Source organism: Agrobacterium tumefaciens, assembly GCF_013318015.2.
GTDB classification, from domain to species: domain Bacteria; phylum Pseudomonadota; class Alphaproteobacteria; order Rhizobiales; family Rhizobiaceae; genus Agrobacterium; species Agrobacterium tumefaciens.
In genome coordinates this window covers 1,932,970-1,949,614 of sequence record NZ_CP115842.1, presented here as the reverse complement: position 1 = coordinate 1,949,614, position 16,645 = coordinate 1,932,970, and the positions used below count along the sequence as shown (strand labels likewise).

13 protein-coding genes are annotated in these 16,645 nt (G+C 58.9%); 8 read left to right on the top strand and 5 right to left on the bottom strand.

Going from position 1 to position 16,645, the window contains the following annotated elements; translation table 11 throughout:
- Nucleotides 1–13: 13 nt before the first annotated feature.
- Both G6L97_RS22285 and melA read right to left on the bottom strand, forming a co-directional pair.
- A complete protein-coding gene (locus G6L97_RS22285; protein WP_112236128.1) occupies nt 14–2,101 on the bottom strand; it encodes an ABC transporter substrate-binding protein in 2,088 nt (695 codons plus the stop codon).
- 108 nt (nt 2,102–2,209) lie between these two features.
- A complete protein-coding gene (gene melA, locus G6L97_RS22280) occupies nt 2,210–3,676 on the bottom strand; it encodes an alpha-glucosidase/alpha-galactosidase (protein WP_174003810.1) in 1,467 nt (488 codons plus the stop codon).
- Between the two features lie 197 nt (nt 3,677–3,873).
- Here melA and G6L97_RS22275 point away from each other — a divergent pair, with 197 nt between their 5' ends.
- Nucleotides 3,874–4,767 (top strand): AraC family transcriptional regulator, encoded by an 894-nt coding sequence (locus G6L97_RS22275; protein ID WP_004431265.1) that lies wholly within the window; start codon nt 3,874–3,876, stop codon nt 4,765–4,767.
- Nucleotides 4,768–4,840: 73 nt separating this feature from the next.
- A complete protein-coding gene (locus tag G6L97_RS22270; protein WP_035200397.1) occupies nt 4,841–5,308 on the top strand; it encodes a hypothetical protein in 468 nt (155 codons plus the stop codon).
- Between the two features lie 12 nt (nt 5,309–5,320).
- Here G6L97_RS22270 and G6L97_RS22265 read toward each other — a convergent pair whose 3' ends face one another.
- The 3 genes from G6L97_RS22265 to G6L97_RS22255 are packed head-to-tail and all read right to left on the bottom strand — an operon-like array spanning nt 5,321 to nt 9,877.
- A complete protein-coding gene (locus G6L97_RS22265; RefSeq protein ID WP_174003808.1) occupies nt 5,321–6,232 on the bottom strand; it encodes a DMT family transporter in 912 nt (303 codons plus the stop codon).
- A complete protein-coding gene (locus tag G6L97_RS22260) occupies nt 6,229–8,631 on the bottom strand; it encodes a PIG-L family deacetylase (RefSeq protein ID WP_174003806.1) in 2,403 nt (800 codons plus the stop codon). The genes G6L97_RS22265 and G6L97_RS22260 overlap by 4 nt, the downstream gene beginning before the upstream one ends.
- A 19-nt stretch (nt 8,632–8,650) precedes the next feature.
- Nucleotides 8,651–9,877, bottom strand: a complete 1,227-nt coding sequence (locus tag G6L97_RS22255; protein WP_013761100.1) for an ROK family transcriptional regulator — start codon at nt 9,875–9,877, stop codon at nt 8,651–8,653.
- 245 nt (nt 9,878–10,122) lie between these two features.
- Here G6L97_RS22255 and G6L97_RS22250 point away from each other — a divergent pair, with 245 nt between their 5' ends.
- From G6L97_RS22250 to G6L97_RS22225, 6 genes are read left to right on the top strand one after another with little or no spacing between them, the layout of a single operon-like run.
- Nucleotides 10,123–11,388: an extracellular solute-binding protein gene (locus G6L97_RS22250; RefSeq protein WP_174003804.1), complete on the top strand. Its 1,266-nt coding sequence runs from the start codon at nt 10,123–10,125 to the stop codon at nt 11,386–11,388.
- A gap of 16 nt (nt 11,389–11,404) precedes the next feature.
- Nucleotides 11,405–12,346, top strand: coding sequence for a carbohydrate ABC transporter permease (locus G6L97_RS22245; RefSeq protein WP_004431252.1), 942 nt, complete (start codon nt 11,405–11,407; stop codon nt 12,344–12,346).
- A complete protein-coding gene (locus tag G6L97_RS22240; RefSeq protein ID WP_019566689.1) occupies nt 12,343–13,185 on the top strand; it encodes a carbohydrate ABC transporter permease in 843 nt (280 codons plus the stop codon). The genes G6L97_RS22245 and G6L97_RS22240 overlap by 4 nt, the downstream gene beginning before the upstream one ends.
- A gap of 4 nt (nt 13,186–13,189) precedes the next feature.
- A complete protein-coding gene (gene argH / locus G6L97_RS22235) occupies nt 13,190–14,704 on the top strand; it encodes an argininosuccinate lyase (RefSeq protein ID WP_035200392.1) in 1,515 nt (504 codons plus the stop codon).
- Nucleotides 14,704–15,744 carry an ABC transporter ATP-binding protein gene (locus tag G6L97_RS22230; protein ID WP_004431247.1) on the top strand — a complete coding sequence of 347 codons (1,041 nt, stop codon included), beginning with the start codon at nt 14,704–14,706 and terminating at the stop codon, nt 15,742–15,744. Before argH ends, G6L97_RS22230 begins: the two co-directional genes overlap by 1 nt.
- Nucleotides 15,741–16,640, top strand: coding sequence for a carbohydrate kinase family protein (locus G6L97_RS22225; RefSeq protein WP_174003802.1), 900 nt, complete (start codon nt 15,741–15,743; stop codon nt 16,638–16,640). The genes G6L97_RS22230 and G6L97_RS22225 overlap by 4 nt, the downstream gene beginning before the upstream one ends.
- Nucleotides 16,641–16,645 lie beyond the last annotated feature (5 nt).

Genomic DNA, 16,645 nt, shown 5'->3' with positions numbered 1-16,645 from the left:
TCCGGGAGGAGTTCTAGTTGATCGGGCCGCCCTCACCCGGCTTGCCGGGAAGCTGCTCGGGGAAAAGCTCGTATTTGCCCTGCTTGTCGGCCGCGACCCAAAGGCGTTCGCGGATGATGGCGTCTTCAGCCCAGTTGAACATGAAGATCGGCGTGCCCTGCGGCACATTCGAGAACCGCTTGTTCACGATGAGCGCGCCGGGATATTCGGTAAGCCCGATCGTGTAGAGGTTCTGCGTGTAGACCTTCTGATATTGCTTCATCAGTTCCGCCCGCTCGGCATTGTCCTGCGAGGAGATGAATTTGCGCACGATATCGGCCATCTCCTTTTCGAACGGCATCAGATCCAGTTCCTTGCCTTCAGGTGCGCGATGGTTCCAGCTGGTGCGCGGGCCAACGGGTGCCAACTGCTCGGTATTCTGCACCACGGACGAAAGCTCGGTGGAGTTGCGGCGCACCAGCCAGTCGAACTGACCGCCATAATGGGCCGCATCGCGCTGGTTGGAATCAAGGCTGTTGATGACGAGGCGAAGGCCAAGTTTCGCCATTTGCCCGACAAGGCCTTCCGCGATGCTCTTGTCGGTCGTGTAGCCGTTATTGACCAGAAGAATGATCTCGACGTTTCGTCCGCCCAGTGTCTCCTTCGGGAAGTTCAAGAAGCCGTCGCCGTCGGTGTCCTTCAGGCCAATTGATGCAAGGGCGGCTTTCGCTTCCTTAAGGTTGAAGGGGTAATAGACCGTGGAATTGCGATCGTAAAAACCGGTGCCCGAAGAAATGCCACCCGGATAGATCGCCGTGAACGGGCCCTTGACGAGCGAGTCGCCGATTGCCTTGCGGTCGAGGGCCGAGGTCACCGCCTGACGGAACACCTCGTTGCGGTTGAGCTCGCGAATGGCCTGCCCGCGCTCGTCCGGATTGCCCCAGCCATTGGCGGAAAAGTTCATCTGCAGGTTATAGCCGATCAGGCGCGGCCCGAAGGCAAGGCGAGCCGGCGCATTCGGGTCAGCTGCGCGTTTCAGCGAAGCGACGAAATTTTCCGGCTGTTCGAGATTGGAGAAATCGCCCGATCCCGCCACAGCCTGCACATCGCGATCGGCCCAGGTGGAGAGCTTGTAGTGAAGCTCGTTGAGATAAGGCAGCTGCTGGCCCTTCTCGTCGACCTTCCAGTAGTATGGATTGCGCCTGAGCACGATGATGTCGTCGGGGCGATATTCCACCGGCACCCAACCACCCATGACAGGCATGTTCATATATTCCGGCGGAAAGGCGTTCTTGAACTGGTTATAGGTGTTCTTGGAATATTTCGGGTGCTGTGGTTTCAGAATATGCGCCGGTCCGGGGCAGAAGCTCGGATAAGCCATGGTATAGAGATATTGCTTCGGGAAAGCGGTCTTGAAAGTCCACTCCACCGTATAGTCATCTATCTTTTTGAGCGTGGTGCCTTCGCCGAAGGCTTCAGGCGACGCGCCGCCGCCGAGTGGCGACACGTTGGGATCGAGAACCGCGTCTTCCCAGTAGAACATGACGTCATCGGCGTTGAACGGCACACCGTCAGACCATTTGGCACCCTTGACCAGATGCATCGTCAGCTTGTGGCCATCCTGCGACCATTCCCAGCCTTTGGCGAGATTGGGCAGCGGTTCGGTGTCCTTGGCATTCACCTGAAACAGCGGCGCTGTGCGCGTCAGGCATTCGGAAAGCGCAATATCGATGCCGCCCCAGCCCTGGCTCTGGCCGGCAATGTAGTTCCAGCCTTCGGGCCGTCCGCCGATCACATGGCGCATCGTATCGCCATAAACGCCGATGCCATCCACCATGTTGCCGGTCTTGTAGACCAGCGGCTCCTCAGGCAAGCGTTCCTTCAAGGGCGGCAGCTTGCCAGTCTTCTCGAATTTTTCGGTGATCCAGTCCGGCTCGCTGTAATCAGGCAGGGCCTTGAACTCCAGGATCGAGTCGCGCGCCACATAATCGATCTTGCCTTCGGCCGGAAACTGCGGCGGCTCCGGCGGCGTGGTGGTTTCGAAGGCGTTCGCACTGAGTGCGATCATCGAAACACCAAGACCCAATGCCGAGATGATACCGATCTTGCGTTGAAGTTGCATCGTCATTCCTCCCAAATGGCAGCTCTTCGACCGCCCACCCTCTGTTGTCGCGATAGCCACGGCGGCGAACTCCCTTTTCACCACCGGCCTGTTCCCATGCCTTTTCCTTCAAACGGCCTTTTTCAGCGCCGATTTCTCGGCCCGTAGTTCCTCGATTGAGCGCACATTGCGGCGCGCCGCACCCGCCCAGTCGCGGGTCTTGACGGTGGATTTCGCAAGCCGCTCCTTGGCATCAGGCACGGCCTCCGCATATTGCGGCAGCCAGCGCGCCTGTGCGACGACCATCTCGTCCACCATCTGCCAGACCTCCTCCGGAGTGGCGACGGCGCCGACTAGCGGGTCATGCAGCACGGCAAGCTTCAGAAGATCGATATCGCCGCTGACCGCCGCATGTACCGACATGCGCTGCACGTTGATAGACGCCATGCAGGTCGCCGCGCAGGCTTCCGGCAGCGTGATACCCGAGACCATGTTGATGCCGAAACGATCCACGAAACCGGGCGACTCAATGATCGCATCAGAAGGAAGGTTGGTTATGACGCCATTGTTCTTGACGTTGAAGTGGCCGCGATAGACACGCCCGGTTTCAAGCGCTTCCAGAATGTGGCTCGCATGTTCGTTGGAGCGCTTCTCCGGTTCGATGGGCTTGGCGGCGGACGCCAGGAACTGCGGGAATTCCGTTTCGAACCAGTTCCGCGTCTCGGTGGAGTGGCGCAGATAACCGCCGGTTTCGCCGTGAATCCAGTCCGACATATCGATCCAGCGAGCGATTTCATCCGGGCGCTTGCGGTACCATGGCAGATATTCGGACAGATGGCCGTTGCTCTCCGTCGAATAGACACCGAAGCGCTTAAGCACGTCGATGCGCAGCTTTTCCTGCTGTGAGAAAACCGGATGCGCCTCGAAAGCGGCGACCAGCTCTTCTTTGCCTATCTTGCGGCCATTCAGCCTTAGATCGATGAACCATGTCTGGTGGTTGATGCCCGAGCAGATGTAATCAAGTTCGGACGGGTATTTTGCGCCGAGAATTTCAGCGATCTGCTCCGCACCGTGCTGCACACCGTGGCAAAGACCAACCGTATCCACCTTGCCGTATTCGATGGCTGCCCATGTATTCATGGCCATGGGGTTGGCGTAATTCAGGAACTTGGCACCGGGTGCGGCGACCTCGCGGATATCCTTGCAGAAATCCAGAATGACCGGAATGTTACGCTGGCCGTAGAGAATGCCGCCGGCGCAGATGGTGTCACCGACGCACTGGTCGATCCCGTATTTCAGCGGAATACGGATGTCGTCCGCATAGGCTTCCAGACCGCCGACCCGCACACAGCTTATGATGTATTTCGCACCCTCAAGCGCGCGACGGCGATCGGTATGCGCTGTCACTTTCACCGGAAAACCGTTGGCCTCCACGACCTTGTCGAGGATCGCCCTGATCATATCCAGATTGTGCTGGCTGATATCCGTCAGCGCGACCTCGATGTCGCGAAACTCCGGCACGCACAAAAGATCGGTGAACAGTTTTTTCGTGAATCCGACGCTTCCGGCGCCGATTATAGCGATTTTGAAACTCATAACGCCACCTCTGTTGCAAATCGAACGGGTGAAACGGGCCAAACGATCATAATAAGGCGATGCGAGAATATACCTGTAAGAACCCCGGAAAACCGGCACTCCTGAAAAATTCTCCGCAACAATATCGTACTGGCTGTCTCCTCGGTTCGGGATTATGCGTATAATGACGAGCGGAACCAGAGAAGGATTATGCTTTCATGGGTAATTTTGTGCTGCAAGATTTGATCGATCAGGGGCCCGGGATGCGGACCGTCTCGCTGCCCCGCGGCCGCCAGACCCTGCACACAATGCCCACCAGCAGCGGCTATGAAATCCGCAGCAGTGGCAATTATGACTGGGACGGACGAAAGCGCGGACAGACACCATTCACTGTGCTGCAATATTGCATTGGCGGACAGGGAAACCTTCGTTACGAAAACCGTCATTACGTGGTGAAGCCGGGCGAAACCCTCCTCCTGCTCATCCCGCACAATCATCGCTACTGGCTGGAAGCGGGAAAGCAATGGGAGTTCTTCTGGATCTCCATGAATGGCGAGGAGGCCTTGCGCATTCACCGCAATATTCTTGCCGTCACCGGGCCTATCCTCAAGCTGCAACAGGAAACCGTCGATCATCTCGCCCATTGTTGCTCGCGCCTCGTCAACGGCGCGGAAACACCAGGGGCGGCCTCCGCCGTCGCCTATGAAGCGGCGATGACGCTTTATGACGACGTGTTCGGCTCGCATCCCTCCTTTGGCGGTGAATATCGCACCATGCAGCAGGTGCTGAGCTATATAGACGGGCATCTCGGAGAGCGTCTTTCCGTCAGCGATCTTGCCGCCGTCGCCGGCCTCAGCCGTGCGCATTTTTCCCGCATCTTCACGGCAAGCGAAGGCCTGCCACCGGCCGAATTTGTATTGCAGCGACGGTTGAGACGGGCAGCCAAGCTTCTCACCACAGCCGAAAACATCCCCATCAAGGAGGTATCCGTGCTATGCGGCTTCGAAGACCCGAACTATTTCTCGAAGGTCTTCCGCAGGCTATATGGCATCAATCCAAGCGAATTCCGCACCACCGGCATGTATGCGAGCGTTCAGCAGAGCAGATCGTAAAAAACAACTTCGTTTTGCCACGTTTCAGGCGATTAAGAATTGGCCATACAGCCCCTTTTGGAGACCGAATGAGGTGAACAACAAAATCAGGAAGATCCTCATCTTTCCGCTTCGGGCAATCATCGTGTTTGCCCTGATCCTCGACGGCATTTTTCGCCCGCTCTATCGGCCGATCATCAAGGCAATATCCAGACTGACATTCATCAGGAAACTGGAAAGCCGGATTGGCGGACTACCGCGTCTTGCCATTCTTCTTTTGCTGGCGGTGCCATTTGCCATCGCCGAACCGATGAAAATCATCGGCCTGCTCCTCATCGCGCACGGCACCGTCAAAACAGGAATTGCGCTGACGATCCTCGCTCACCTCGCCACGTTCCTGATTGTCGAGCGCATTTACCACGCCGGTCGGGAGAAGCTCCTCACCTACGCCTGGTTCGCATGGATCATGCGATATGTGCGCTTTGCCCGTTCGTTTTACGATCGCTTCAAGCGCGCGACACTGGGCTGGATCCGGCTGAGCGTTCTGGCGCGTCAAAGATAAAAGCGGCACCTTTCACCGCCGGCCGCGCAACTTCCTCAAAAGATATTCCGCAAAGGCGGTTGCCTGCAAGGAGACGAGAATGATGGCAATGCCAAGAACAACACGGGCTTCAGGCACCTCGTCAAACAGGAAGTATCCCACAGCGGTCACGAACAAAATCGACAGATATCCAACTGGCGCCAGAACACTGGCGTCAGCGATGCGATAGGCCCGCAGGAAGCAATATTGCCCCATTTGCGCAAGCAGGCCGATGGCGAGCAGCGCCCCCCAGTCGAGCGGCATGACCGGTTTCCACGTCCAGATCGCCGGAACGGCGGTAATGACGGCAAGACCCACCGTGTAGAACACCATCATGACAGTGGTGTTTTCCTGCCGCAGCGCCCGGGTCTGGATCACCGCAAGCGCGCCGAACACGACGGAGACGAGGACGACGAGCACGCCTGCGTTAATCTCCGCGCCGCCCGGCCCGATGACCACAAGAACGCCAACAAATGCGAGGCAAGCGCCGACCCAGCGATATCGGCTTACCTTTTCACCGAGAAAGACAACCGCCATGGCCATCGTCACCAGCGGGCGTGAGAAGCCGACAGCATTGACGGTGGCGAGCGGCAAGAGGGTGATGGCGACGAAGTTGCTGGTGAGTGCAATGGCGTTGCAGCAGATTCGGAAAAGGTTGCGCCAGGGATATTTGACGCGCGCCATTTCCCCCCGGTGTCGCCAGATAAGCGGCAGGATGAAGATCAGGCCGATCATCGCCCTTATGAAGACAAGCTGGAATGCCGGATAGGTCACACCCTGCGCCTTGACGAGGGCTGTCATTCCACCCGAAACGAGGGCCATATCCATAAGCAGCCAGCCGATGCCCGCGCGAGCATCGTTTTCGCGCGGGTTTTCCTGTTTTTCAATCTGGTCCTGGCCATTCACGCGGGTTGCACAAGGTTTGCCATGAGGCGGAATGCCCCCGGCACCAGCTTGTCCATCTGGTGGTGCAGCACGAGGCTTGTATGCGTATGCCGGCCCCTGCCAATGGCCGCCGAGACCAGCGCCCCTTTCAGAGGCTGTTCATCGACATCGTGCATGGCGAGCAGGGGTTCATAAGCATCATCCCAGCGCGCAGCGAAATAGAGCCCGCGCTCCTTGTCCCAGCCCGTCCAGTCGGCAGCACCGATCGTGTTGGGCCCGACAAGCAATGGATGATCGGGCAATAGCACCGTCACCTCCGCATTAGGGTCCGTCACCCGCCAACGCAGGGAAGGCTTACCGATCTCAAGCCGCCTGACGGGCGTCGTCTCGGGATTCCATCCGTCGGTTGGACGGTGATAGAGCGTGACAAGATGGCCGCCTTCTTCGACGAAGCGGTGAAGCCTTTCGGTTGCCGCAGCCAGATCCTTGCGAATGCCGAAAGCGAAGATGCCGACAACGATTGTCGTGAAGGACGAGAGATCACCGCCAAGCGCCTGCGCATCGAGTTCTGTGACATCAAGACCCATGCGCGAAAGCCATGACCCGACCCGGTCGGCACCGCCGCCGACATAACCGACGCGCGCGCCCTCGGGCAGCTTGAGATCGAGCGAGAGGATTTTTAGAGCGGAGGGCGCCAGAAACCGCGCCCGGCCGATATGCGGATATGCGATGGGCGTGATCTGGAAGGCAGGTTGCGAACCGACAAGCGCTTCGATCTGGGCAAGGCCAACCGCTGCCTCACCGGTACGTTCGGCCATCCAGTCATTGCCGGTCTTGCGCAGGTTCCAGCCACCCGTACTCCTGAAAGACAGCGGTGCATCGGCACCCTTTATGTGTGCCTGAAAAACATGGGAATCCTGCCCCTGTCCAAGTGGAACCAGAAGCGCATCGGGCGAAATCGTCAGCGACTGCGCCGGCGTCACGAAAAACGGCTCCTCCAGATCGAAAGCGGCCGAAACCTCCCTGCCTCCAATCATTACGGACAGGCGCACCGAGGCATGACCATTGCCGCCTGAGGCTTTCCAGTCGGGCTGGTAAAGCCCGGAAACGGCCGCGTCCTGATCGGCGGCAAGTGAGAAGACCATTGTCTGGCCACGCGACTGAACCGAAGACGATACGCCAGCCGGAAGGACGGGGGTAACCTCGACGTCAAATTCAGCCGCCTTTCCCGCGAGTTCCACATAGAGAGATGACGTCCCACCCGGAACGATCTCGGCTGGCTCGGCATAGGCCCGCTCGAAAAGATCGAGCGCTGTCAGGATAGCGGCATCGACCTGCGCCTGTTTGCGCGCGATCCGGTGCCCATGCAACTCCCTGAAGTCCTGCGCTGCGGCCTCGTCAACCTCTTGCAAAAGGGCTGCCGCCGTCAGAAGTGAGGCCGTGATCCGCTGCGTGTCGGGAAAGGCATCGATTGCGTCAGTGATTGCCTGTTCGGCCGCAACCAGCGCCTTTGCCAAATCGGCGGTAAGACCCGGAACAGCCGAGAGATCAGCCAGCGACGACGGCAGGCTTTCTAGGATCGAGCTTTCCTCAACGCCCGCGACGTTGGAGAGCTCGAGATGCAGTGGCCATGCTTCCTGCGCCCGCTTCGGCCAATGCCCCATTCCCTGTGAGGCATGATAATAACGCGACCATTCGCCGATGCGGTCATATTGCGCGCCGGTTGCCCGCTCCTTGCCCACCGCATTGACTGTCAGCGTCGTTTCCGGCGGAGGCACCTCGTCGTCATAGGTGTCACCACCACCAGACCATGCAGGAAGATAATATTTGGCCACCTTCCACGGCTTCAGCCCCTCGGAGAAATGCTCGGGATAGGCGGCAGGATCAGCCGCCAGCGCGATTGCGCTTTTCGCCGCGCGCGTCATGGCGCGGTGATGCCCGTGTTGTCCCGGCACATCGAGAAATGTCGGAATAACGATATCAGGCCGTTCCTTACGATAGGCGCGCACCAGCCGCTCAACGATGCGCTGCTGCCCCCATCGACCGAAGGTCTGGTCGCCATCCTTGGAGAAGCCGAAGTCGTGGATCATATCCGCCGGGCCATGGCCGAGCCAGCTTATGTCCGCATCGATGATGCGGGCCGCCTCCTCCAGCTCCCGCGACCGGATGACGCCAAGCGCGCCCAGCCGCTCCGGCCCGAGCGCATTCTGCCCGCCTTCACCGCGCGTCGAGCAGGCGATGATGATCCGCATGCCCAGTTCCATCCGGAAATAGGCGAGAAGCCCGTTCTGCTCGTCGTCCGGGTGCGCACCGGTGTGCATGACGGTGACAGTGGATTTCAGTGCGCTCAGTCTACGGTGCAGACGCACGAGCCATGGATCGGCCATCTGCCGTTCGATGCGCTCCCGGGGGTTAAGCATGGGCGGTCTCCTCCAATATTCAGCCGGGCACCTGCGCTGCGGCGCCCAGGGACGTCTCGAGTTTTGGTGTGACAATGTCGAACAGCGGCAAGGCGGCAGCACCAAGCGCCGCCGTCAACTGTCCGGACTTGCCGTGGATGACGCGCGGCAACTCTCTTTGCCGCCGGCTTGCAACCGAAGTCGGCAGATGCCCCATCCGCGCAATGATCTCGCTGATGATGTTTTCAGGCAGCGCACCGCCGAGAATGACCGTCTGCGGATCGAGAATGTTCTCGAGCATCGCCACCATGGGCGCCAGATGGACGGCTGCCTCGTCGATCCATTCCATCACGACCGGATTGCCCGCGCTGAACAGGGCTTCAAGATCATCAAGCTCCGTGTCCGCAACACCGGCGCAGACGAGCTTTTCCTTGAGCACATAGACTGAAGCATAGGCCTCCAGGCAACCTCTTTGCCCGCAAGACGGGCAAGGCCTTCCCTTGGGCGAGACGGTCACATGGCCGATTTCGCCGGCGTTGCCGAAAGCGCCGCGATAGGGCGAACCATCCTGGATGATGCCGAGACCAATGCCGACGCCGAAATAGATCATGCAGAAATTCGGGATAGCCAGCCCTGCGCCGAACAGGCGCTCGCCGACGGCAGCGGCCGTCGCATCGTTTTCCACTACGACCTGTTGGCCGCAGGCATCGCTCAGCATCTGGCGGGCATCGATACCCACCCAGCCGGAAAGCGTCGTCGGACCGACCGAGGTCATGCCGTCAATCTCGAAAGGCCCGGGCATGACGACGCCGGTGCCAAGCAGCCTGCACCCGACATTCTTCGCAACCGCTGCATGTTCCGCCGCAAAGGTTTTGAGTATAGCGTCCGGCGTGGTGTCCTTGAGCGGGGTAACGCGCTGCGTGCGCAACACGCCGGCCAGATCAAGACCGACGGTGACCATATGGTCTGCGGCAATCTCAACCCCGATCGTTGCGCCACCATCCGGGTTGACAGCAAACTGTATCGGCGGCTGGCCCCTGCCGGTGCGCCGGCGACCAAGCTCTTTCAGGAGTCCCTCGCCCACCAGTTCATCGACGATATTGGCGACCGCCTGGGGTGTGAGATGCGTGATCTTGGCTAACTGGGCGCGACCAAGCGAGCCGTGCCGCCTGACGATGTCGAGTACGACTCGCCTGTTGTGTTCGCGGCTGCGCTCAGGATTTTTTCCGATTGCTACGGGATAGGTATCCACCGTGTGCACCGTCATCTCTTCAACTTCCCGTCCGTTAGAAAATTCATAGCGTCGAAGTGAGGATAAGCGCAATATAATAATTCAAGTAAATTATGTTATTGACAAATGCTCGCCTTCAGAGAACCGTAGAGAGCGACCGGGGGTCAGAATTGCAAGGGGCGGAACGCGTAAAAACCCCGCTACCGGCAAATCGATGAGCGCGCGCGAAAGCGCGGATAAAGGGAACGATCACTCCGCATCCGGAAGACCGGGCGGAGAAAATGGAGGCTTACATGCGCAGGGCAACTTTGTTCGCCGGCTTGGTCGCCGGTTTCAGCACATTTGCATTCAACGCCGCGCAGGCGGTTGAAATCGAATATTGGCAATATGTCTTCGACACACGCGTCAAAGCGATGGACGAGCTTATCGCCGAGTTTCAGAAGGCCAATCCGGATATCACCGTCAAACAGGTGACCTTCCCTTATGCCGACTACCAGACGCGAGTGATTGCCGCCAACATGTCCGGTAAAGGCCCTGACGTGATGCAGCTCTTCTACGGCTGGCTCGACAAGTTTGCAGCCGGCGGTATCTTGCAGCCGCTGCCGACAGACGCTTTCCCGCATGACAAGATCGAAAGCGAATTTTTCCCCATCGTCGGCGCCATGAAGCGCGGCGACGATTATTACGGCCTGCCGACGGCGGTTCGCTCGCTCGCACTTTTCTACAACAAGAAGCTCTTCACGGAAGCCGGTCTTGATGCCGCCAATCCGCCGAAGACGCTGGACGAATTTGTTGCCGCGGCGGAAAAGATCGCCAAGCACGATGCCGCCGGAAACCTGACCGTTGCAGGCTCCACGCTCGATATGGGCGGTCAGGACCACCAATGGTGGCGCGAAGTTCTTATCCGCCAATATGGCGGCGAGCCCTACACCGACAACGACCAGAAAGTCACCTATGACAGCGAGGCGGGCATCCAGGCGCTGAAGTTCTATACGAGCCTGCAGCTTGAAAAGAAGATCGGTCAGGTGGGCTTTATGGACGAAGGCCAGGCTGCCTTCCGTGCGGGCAAGGCAGGCATGACCATCGACGGCACGTTCAGGCTTGGATCTTTCAGAACCATCAAGGACTTCGAGTGGGGCGTGACCGAGCTTCCCACCAATGACAAGAATATCCGCTCCAACTATGCCAGCTATTTCGCCAATGGCATCGGCGCCAAGACAACCGGTGAAGAACTGGAAGCGTCGAAGAAATTCCTCGCTTACATCTCCTCACCGGAAGCCATGGCGATCTGGCTGAAGACGGTTGGCGAGTTGCCGGCGCGGCGATCTGCGGCGTTGACCGAGGAGAACCTGAAAGACCCGATCTATGCACCGTTCCTGAAGGGTCTCGAATACGCCCATACGACACGGTTCATGGATGAGGCAGCCCAGCGGCAGAACGCCATCGACATGACGAACCGGATTTTGCTCGAGGGTCAATCCGTCGAGGAGTCCATCAAGCAGGCCGCCAGCGCCGAGCAGGAAATCATCGACGCGGCCAAACCGTAAAACCGCAGGTCCAATCATGACAGCGATCGATCAACAGGGGGCGGCATCCGGCCGCCCCGGCGGCTCCTTCGGGGATCGCTTTTCCATGCGCACGAAACGGCTTGTGTGGATCTGGAGCTTTCTTGCTATCCCGATCCTGTTTTACAGCATCATCCGTTTTTACCCGACGTTGCAGGCCTTCTGGTTGTCCTTCACCAACTGGGACCTGCTGCGCCCGGCAAAGTTCATCGGCGTTGCCAATTACGTCAAGCTGTTCAAGGATCCGCAATTCTGGAAGGTTTTCAAGAACACCTTCACCTATCTCATCGTCGGCACGCCCATCAGTCTGGTTCTGGCTTTCGTCATCGCCTTTTATCTGGATCGGGTGCGCATCCTGCACGGTTTCATCCGCGCGCTTTATTTCCTGCCCTATCTGACGACGGCAGCGGCAATGGCATGGGTCTGGCGCTGGTTCTATCAGCCGCCGCCGATCGGCATCATCAACGACGTGCTTGGCATGATCGGAATTCCGCAACAGCCGTTCATCCGTTCTACCGATCAGGCGCTTTATTCGGTCATGGTGACGTCCATCTGGGCGGGGCTTGGTTTCCAGATCATCATCTTCATGGCGGGCCTGCGCTCCATTCCGACGACATTTTATGAGGCCGCGCGCATCGACGGACTTGGCGAATGGGCGATCCTTCGAAAGATCACGCTGCCGCTCCTGAAACCAACTACCGTTTTCCTGGTCGTCTTCTCCTCAATCGGTTTCCTGCGCATTTTCGATCAGGTCTACAACATGACCACCAACGATCCGGGCGGACCGCTCGGCTCAACCAAACCGCTGGTGCTGATGATCTACCAGACCGCGTTCAACTCCTATGCGATGGGTTATGCCGCCGCGCAGACGGTTGTCCTGTTCACCATTCTTCTTGTCGTGTCGCTGGTCCAGCTCTGGGTTCTGAGGGAAAAGAAATGAGCGAAGCGTTGCCACTCTCCCACGCCCGCGTCCGCCCCGGCCGCATCCTTGCCTGGACGCTGCTGTTCATCGGCGGCCTGATCATGATTTCGCCGCTGCTCTTCATGTTTTCGACCTCGTTCAAGACCGCGGATCAGGTCTATGATCTCAGGCTCATTCCCGCAGCACCGACGCTTGCGAATTACATGACTGTCATGGCCGACGGCCGTTTTCTCCGCTGGTTCTTCAACTCGATGTTCGTTGCGGTCATCGTCACCGTCTCCAACTGCTTCTTCGACAGTCTGGTCGGTTATACGCTGGCCAAATTCGAGTTTCGCGGTCGCTACTTCATCTTCCTCGCGATCCTTTCCACGCTGATGATCCCGACCGAAATGCTTGTTATCCCCTGGTATCTGATGTCCAGCCAGCTTGGCTGGCTCGACAGCTACTGGGGCATCATGTTCCCGGGAATGATGACGGCCTTCGGCACCTTCCTGATGAAGCAGTTCTTTGAGACGGTTCCGAACGACTTCCTGGAGGCAGCGCGTGTCGACGGGCTGAACGAATTCCAGATCTGGTGGAAGGTAGCCCTGCCGCTGGTGACGCCTGCCCTTTCGGCGCTTGCAATCTTCACCTTCCTCGGCAACTGGACAGCATTCTTCTGGCCCCTGATCGTGACTACCAGCAAGGAGCTGTACACGCTGCCCGTCGGCCTATCGAGCTTTGCGGTGGAACAACAGATCCAGTGGGAAATGATCATGACCGGCGCTGCCATTGCGACCATCCCAACCCTTATCGTCTTCATCGTCCTGCAACGCTACATCGTTCGCGGTGTGATGCTGGCAGGCCTGAAAGGATAACATCATGGCCGATATGAACCCGCGCCTGTCGGATACCAGCAAGTTTCCCGACCCAGTTTACAAGGAAACCGTGCTGCGTCCGCTTTTCGATGGCGCCAAGAACCACCATGTCGACGGTTTCCGCCGCATCGACCGCGCCCATCTGGTCATGCTGCGCGAGACCGGCATTCTCGATGCGGACACGGCAGCAAAAATCGCCGAAGCGCTTGATGACATCGACAGGACCATCAATCCATCGGAGCTGGTCTATACCGGCGAGGTCGAGGATTTCTTCTTCCTGATCGAAAAGGAGCTGAAAGCCCGCATCGGTGTCGATGTGGCAGGCCGCCTGCACACCGCACGCTCGCGCAACGACATCGATCACACGCTTTTCAAAATCGGCCTGAAAGACAAGATCGACACGCTCACTGCCAAGGCGCGGCTTCTGCTGGCCGCCCTGATCGACGCCGCCGAGCGCAATGAGAAGACGTTGATCGTCGCCTATACGCACGGACAACCGGCCCAGCCCACCACCTTCGGCCACTATCTTTCCGCCGCCATCGAAGTGCTGATCCGGGATATTGACCGCTTCACTGAGGCCCGGCGCATCGTCGATCTCTCACCCATGGGCGCTGCGGCCATCACCACGTCCGGCTTTCCCATCGACCGGGCACGTGTCGCCGAACTTCTCGGCTTTGCGGCACCCTTGCGCAATTCCTATTCCTGCATCGCCGCCGTCGACTATACGACAGCGACCTATGGCGCCATCGAATTGATGTTTCTACATCTCGGCAGGCTCATTCAGGACTTCCAGTTCTGGACGAGTTTCGAAGTCGGGCAGATCTACGTACCGAATTCGCTGGTGCAGATTTCGTCGATCATGCCGCAGAAACGAAACCCGGTCCCGATCGAACATATGCGCCACCTTGCTAGCCAGACATTCGGGCGGGCAAGGACCATGCTCGACGTGATGCACAACACGCCCTTCACCGACATGAACGACAGCGAGGGCGAAACCCAGGGCATGGGTTACGAAGCCTTCGCCTCTGCCGGCCGGGTGCTCGATCTCCTTGCCAGCCTCGTCGGCAAGATCAGTATCGATCCGGAAAGGGTCGACCAGAATATTCGCCGTTCCTGCATCACCATCACGGAACTGGCAGATTCTCTTGTCCGCATCGAAGACCTGTCATTCCGCCAGGCCCATGAAATTGCCGCAACCGTCGCCAAAAGCGTTGTCGCGCTGAAGGGTGACCTGCCGAACGACGGTTACCAGCCGTTCCGCAAGGCGTTCGAGGAACTGGCAGGACGCGAGACCAGTGTCGATGAGGAAAAGTTCAGGCAGATCGTCTCGCCTGAGCACTTTGTCGCCGTGCGCAGCCGCTTCGGCGGCCCTGCCCCGGAGCCGATGCGCGAGGCGATTGCGGCCTATCGCGATAAACTTGCTGCGTTTGAAGCAGAAGCACAGCGATCCGCCGACTACGCAGCGACAAAAGCCGCTGAGCTTGCAGAGAAATTTACCGCCCTGACGGGAGCGCGATAATGGCGACAATCGAACTCAATCAACTCGTAAAGCGCTACGGCAAGGTGGAGGCAGTCAAAGGCATCGACCTTGCCATTGAAGACGGCGAATTCGTCGTATTCGTTGGCCCTTCCGGCTGCGGCAAATCCACGACACTCAGAATGATCGCGGGTCTGGAAGAGATTTCGGGCGGAACGCTGAAAATTGCCGGAAACGTCGTCAACGAGAAAGAACCGAAACAGCGCAACATCGCCATGGTCTTCCAGAACTATGCGATCTACCCGCATATGACGGTTCGCCAGAACATCGGCTTCGGGCTCTATACCTCAAAGCTCGACAAGGCGGAAAAGAACCGGCGTATCGAAGAGGCCGGTCGGGTGCTCGGACTTGAGGCATTGCTAGACCGTCGGCCCGCGGCTTTGTCCGGCGGACAGAGACAGCGCGTCGCCATCGGCCGCGCCATGGTGCGCGATCCCTCAGCCTTCCTTTTCGATGAGCCGCTCTCCAATCTCGACGCCCAGTTGAGATCGCAGATGCGCATTGAAATCAAGCGCTTGCACCAACGTCTTAAGACAACCACCGTCTACGTCACTCACGATCAGGTGGAAGCCATGACCATGGCCGACCGGATTGTCGTGATGAAGGACGGCCATATCCTGCAGGTCGGCACGCCCTCGGAACTTTACGAGACGCCGGTGGACGTCTTCACTGCGCGTTTCATCGGCAGCCCGTCGATGAACCTGCTGCGGGGCAAAAGAACGACGAACAGCGTTACACAGTCTGCCGATGGCGATCTGCTGATTGGCATTCGCCCCCATGATCTGCTGGTTGGAGAAGGCGAGACAACTCAAGGGTCCTTCTCGCTGGAGGGAACAGTGACAGCCGTGGAGCCGCTCGGCCCGGAAACGCTGGTTCATCTGGACACGCCCACGACCTCGGTCATCGCGACAGCAAGGGGCAAGGCCATTCCCCAGGTGGGTAGCCGCTTGCAATGCGAGGCGCAGGCAGGCGCGCTCTATCTTTTCGATGCCAAGACGGAAAAGCTTCTGGGCCGCGCATGATGACGACAGACACGGAAAAGTCAGCGGTCATCAGTATCGGCCGGATCTATTGCGACCTCATTTTCACCGGGCTTGACGAATTGCCGGTGCTCGGCCGGGAGCTGTTTGCCAGCGACATGGAAATCGCCGCCGGTGGCGGGGCTTTCATTGCGGCTGCGCATTTCGCCCATATTGGCCGCACGGCCACGCTGCTGGCAAGGCTCGGCACCGACACCTTCTCACGCGCCATCGGCGAGAAAATGCAGCAAAGCGGTGTAGACCTGCAATTTCTGGAACACTCGGCAGATGCGGGCCCGCAGGTCACCGTCGCGACGGTGGTTGGCCATGACAGGGCGTTTTTGACACGGCGCGCCGGTATCGCCCGGCCATCGACCCTTGATGCCGCATTTTCGTGGAACGGGGCCTGCCATCTGCACATCGCAGAATTCGCCACACTGCACGAAATCCCCGATCTCGTCGCCCGCGCCAGGGACAGCGGACTATCCGTCTCGCTCGATCCCAGTTGGGATGCCTCGCTGATTTATGACAAAGGCCTGCTCAAGGCGTGCGATGGCGTCGACGTGTTTTTGCCCAACCTCGAAGAAGCCGAGGCGATCACAGGCCATTCTGACCCTGAGTCGGCGACCAGAGCCTTGTCGGGGTCGTTTCCTGTCGTCGCCCTGAAAGGCGGGGCAGAGGGCGCCTGGGTGTCCTCGCAGACAGGCCTACACCATGCGGCGGCGAAGAAGGTACCCGTCGTCGACACGACGGGCGCGGGTGATGCCTTCAATGCCGGTTTCATCGATGCCTGGCTTCGGCAGGCGGACGAGAAGCAATGCCTTGAGGCAGGCGTCGCGGCGGGTAGCCTTGCCGTGCAGGCCACGGGCGGCGCGCCGAGAACGACCGCCGCCGCATAATCCCT